This window comes from Thiohalocapsa sp. ML1, assembly GCF_001469165.1.
Classification (GTDB): Bacteria; Pseudomonadota; Gammaproteobacteria; order Chromatiales; family Chromatiaceae; genus Thiohalocapsa.
The window spans coordinates 1-3,645 of the sequence record NZ_JABX01000101.1 but is presented as its reverse complement, the minus strand read 5'-3'; the positions used below and the strand labels follow the sequence as shown (position 1 = coordinate 3,645).

Annotated in this window: 3 protein-coding genes; all 3 read right to left on the bottom strand. The window is 68.6% G+C overall.

Annotated features, from left to right (window positions below; genetic code table 11):
* Positions 1 to 294 precede the first annotated feature (294 nt).
* Positions 295 to 945, bottom strand: a complete 651-nt coding sequence (locus tag ML01_RS26450; RefSeq protein WP_058558354.1) for a response regulator — start codon at positions 943 to 945, stop codon at positions 295 to 297.
* Entirely contained in the window at positions 945 to 2,555 is a 1,611-nt protein-coding gene (locus tag ML01_RS26445; protein ID WP_058558353.1) for an ATP-binding protein, read from the bottom strand. Before ML01_RS26445 ends, ML01_RS26450 begins: the two co-directional genes overlap by 1 nt.
* A 312-nt stretch (positions 2,556 to 2,867) precedes the next feature.
* Positions 2,868 to 3,645: PEP-CTERM sorting domain-containing protein (locus ML01_RS26440; RefSeq protein WP_156428028.1), on the bottom strand; the 778-nt coding region annotated here is incomplete at its 5' end.

Sequence of the window (3,645 nt, the reverse complement as noted above, 5' to 3'; positions counted from 1 at the left end):
TTCATACTGGTGCACTAGATTGCTTGACGGCGCCGAATGCTTGCAGATGAGTCAAGTTCCACGACGACAAGGCGCTTGCAGGCAAAAGGACCGAGGGCCGAGGGCCAAGGGAGCCCGCGTCGGCCCTTGGCCCTTGGCCCAATGCGCCGACGAGCGGGCTGCGCAAGACGAGGCGCCGTGCCCTGGTCGGTCTGAGGCTCTGCCTCGCTAGACATGTGTCTCGCGGTCGGACGTCCCTTGAGTCTGGTGCGGGTCGGGGAAGAGTTTCGATTGCGATCCCGATTTCGATCCCGGTCAGTCCCGCGCACAAAGCCCCTGCTCCACCGCCATCACCGCCGCCTCGACGCGCGAGTGCACCGCAAGCTTGCGCAGGATCGCCTTCACATGCAGCTTGACGGTGCCCTCGGAGATGCCGAGGTCCCGGGCGATGGCCTTGTTGCTCTGCCCGGCGGCGAGATGACACAGAATCTGCTGCTCCCGCGGCGTCAGCTCCGCCAGCCCGGGCCGTGCCGGTGGCCGCTCCGGCTCCGGCTCCTGGCGCAGCGCACGGGCCAAGATCCCGGTCAGCTCCGGCGCGACGACGGTGCGGCCGGCGACGATGTCCGACAGCGCCGCTACCAGCTCGTCCGGCTCCATGTCCTTCAGCAGGTAGCCGTTGGCGCCGGCCTGCAGCGCGGCGATGAGGTCCGGCTCCTCGGTGCTGGTGGTGAGCATCGCCACGCGGCGGTCCAAGCGCTCGGCGCGGATCTGCTTCAAGATCTCGATGCCGCCGGGGCCGGGCATGCGCAGGTCCAGCAGCACCACGTCCGGCGCACAGTCGCGCGTCAGGCGCAGGCCCACGTCGCTGTCGCCGACGGCGTCGATGACCTCGATGCCGCGCCGTTCCAGCAGCTCCAGCAGGCCGACGCGAAACAGCGCGTGGTCGTCGATGAGCAGCACCCGCATCAGGCGGCCTGCTCCGTCGGTGCCTGGCGGCCGCTGCGACCCGCGGTGAAGCTGAGCTCCACGCGCGTGCCCTCCCCCGGCTCGCTCTCGATGTCGAGCCGCGCACCGATGCGCCGCGCCCGCTCCTCCAGGATCGACAGCCCGATGTGCTCACCCGGATGCCCGGCCTTGCGCGGTGCGCTGAAGCCGACGCCGTCGTCCTCCACCAGCAGCACATAGTCGCCGTTCTGCTCCCGGGTCAACAGCACGCGCACGGTCTGCGCCTGCGCGTGCTTGCGCACGTTGGCGAGCGTCTCCTGCACGATGCGCACGAGCTGCATCTCCTCCACCGGCGTCACCTCGAAGGGCCGGCAGTTGAGCTGCAGCACCGCATGGATGCCGGTCTGCTGGCCGAAGCGGCGGATCAGCTCCTCCAGCGTCGGCACGAGGCCGCGGCGATCCATCGGCGCGCGGAAGCTCGCGAGCAGCTCGCGCAGCTCGCCGTGGGCCTCGTCGATGCCGTTCTTGATGCGGGCCAGGTCGGCGCGCGCCTCCGGCGCCAGCTCGATGTCGCCGAGGGAGTCCGCCAGCATGCGCACCTGGAGCCGCAGGCTCGCCAGCGTCTGCGCTAGGGAGTCGTGCAGCTCATGCGCGAGCGACGTGCGTTCCTCCACGATGGAGAGCCGCCGCGCCTCGCTGTCGGAGCGGTGCTTGGCGAGCGCGACGCCGATGTGCTGGCCGATGGTGGAGAGCAGGTCGAGGATGTCCTCGCGCTCGCTGACGCCGGGGCGGTCCACGAAGATGCTGTAGGCGCCGAGCAGCTCGTCGTGGTGCTGCAGCGGCACCGTGACGACCTCAATGGCATCGCTTGCGAACATGCGCCGGCCGTAGATGCGCGAGCACCAGCGCTCGTCATTGTCGCAGACGATCTCGCCGGGGCAGAGCACCGTGCCGCACAGACAGAGCTCCACCGGCTGCATGTCCTGCTGGCGCACCAGGTCGTCGTCGAGGCCGATGGAGCCCACCAGCCGGGTGCTGCCGTCCGGCGTCACCACCCGCACCGTCGCCGCGCGGCCGTTCACCATCTCCTTCAGCACCCGCAGGAAGTGCAGCAACAGCTCCTCCAGCGTGTCGGCGCGGGTGATCTCGGCGGCGACATCGTAGAGGATCTTGAGCGAGGCCGTCTTCTGCGCCAGCCGCTGGGTCTGGCGCGCGACGCGGCTGTCCATGTCTTCGTAGAGGTCCGTCAGCTCCGCGTTCAGGCTGCCGATGCCGCGCGCCATGGTCTCCAGCACGCCGGCCGTGGCCAGCGCCCGGCTCGCCCCGGGCTCGCCTTGGCAGACCCGCGTCACGGAATCCTCCAGCACGACCAGCGGCAGCAGCAACTGCGTGCGCAGCCGCTGCGCCGCCAGCACGGCCGAGAGCAGACCCATGCCCAGGAACGCAAGGCAGACCAGCTTGGGCCAGCCGAGCCCGGGCGCGGCCATGGACACCAGCAGCAGCCCCAGGGCAGTGGCCAGCGTCACCGCGACGCCGGCGAGCGGCCATAGGAGCCGCGCCGCACGCAGGATCTGGAGCGTGCGCTGGCGTTGGTCCGCGCGGCGAAGCTGGGGCTGTGACTCGGTGCTCATGGGGCATTCGGTGCGGGCCGCACCGCATTGCGCGGTGCGAAACGCCCGGCGCTCGACTATAGCAGAGGGGCGCCAGCAGAGCGGTGCGAGCAGAGCGGTGCGCGCAGACCCGGGCGCTCGCTCAGCAGCGAACGGCAGCACAAAAGACGGCTATGGCGGAAGCCGCCCCCGGTGGCGGCACAAGCAGCCTGCGGACGGATTCAGCTTGACAGCAAGACGGCGCTTCGGGGCCGAAAGGCGAAGGGCCAAGCACCAAGGAGCCCTCCTCGGCCCTCGGCCCTCGGCCCTTCCCCAAGGCGCCAGCGCGCGGTCTCAGCGCCGACGCCGGCGCAGCATCAGGAGCGGCAATCCGGCCGCGAACAGCGCAAGCGACGCCGGCGCGGGGACCTGCGCTTGGATGTCGTACCACGTCGTGGTGCCGCTGACCTCGTTGGCAACAATCAGGCCGAAGGTTCCGAACGGGCTCAGGTCCTTGTGCACGAAGTAGATGCCCTCAGGGCCAAGATCGCCGGCAGCGGGCGATTCGGCATCGTCTTCGCTGAAATCACGCCCGAGGATGTAATTCATGAACGCCGGGTTGGTCGGGTCGGTGATGTCATAGATCATGATGCCGCCGATGCGCTCCAAGCCGATAAACGCCAAGGTCATGCCATAGATCTGCCCGATGGCGACCGCCTCCGGCTCCGGCCCCTTATCGTCGGAGCGGCTGTCGAAGCTGATCTGATCGTCGTTGTTGGCGTTGAAGACGGGATTGCCGACGGAGTCCAACAGGCCAAGCCCCGCAATGATCTGCTCGAATTGATCGCCGCTGTCGAAGACCAGCGCGCCGGTTTCGTCCCAGATGGAGAAGGAGCGCGCGCCGAAAGAGTAGAGCGCTTCGAATTCGTCGTCGGCGTCCGTGTTGCCGAGCGTCGTTGTCACCTTCAATCGGCCGAGGTTCCCGTCTTCTTGCAGCAACGCATCCGTGAAAACGGAGGAGTCGAGATCCAAGTCCTTAACCCGCGCCTCCTCGCCGAAGCCCGTATAGTCCCGCGCATCGCCTTCGTTGGCAGTGACGGTATAGGTCATACCGCCGACCTCATAGCTTGTG